Genomic DNA, 335 nt, shown 5'->3' with positions numbered 1-335 from the left:
ATCAAGTCCGGACCAGTAAGCCCTCACCGCCTCGAGCAATGTAAATGTGCCGACGATATTCGTCTGGACAAAATCGGCCGGTCCGTGAATGGAGCGGTCCACGTGGCTTTCCGCAGCAAAATGCAAGACCGCGCGGGGGCGATACTCGGCCAACAGGACGTCGAGTGCAGCGCGGTCGCAGATGTCCGTCCGCGAAAAAATATGACGCGAATCGTCGGCCAGCGAAGCGAGGGACTTCAGATTGCCGGCGTATGTCAGCTTGTCGACGTTGACAATACTGTCTGCAGCAGGCTCACTGAGCCAGTCGAGGACAAAATTGGCGCCGATAAACCCTG

Annotated in this window: 1 protein-coding gene; it reads right to left on the bottom strand. The window is 57.6% G+C overall.

Annotation, left to right across the window (positions count from 1 at the left end; genetic code table 11):
• The coding region (locus SB724_RS19625; RefSeq protein WP_410572453.1) for a GDP-mannose 4,6-dehydratase at positions 1-276 on the bottom strand (276 nt) is incomplete at its 3' end.
• Positions 277-335 lie beyond the last annotated feature (59 nt).

The sequence above is a fragment of the Bacillus sp. SIMBA_031 genome, from assembly GCF_046535225.1.
In the GTDB taxonomy this organism is placed as follows: Bacteria; Bacillota; Bacilli; order Bacillales; family Bacillaceae; genus Bacillus; species Bacillus velezensis.
The sequence above is the reverse complement of the archived record's forward strand: the minus strand, read 5'-3'. Positions and strand labels throughout refer to the sequence as shown.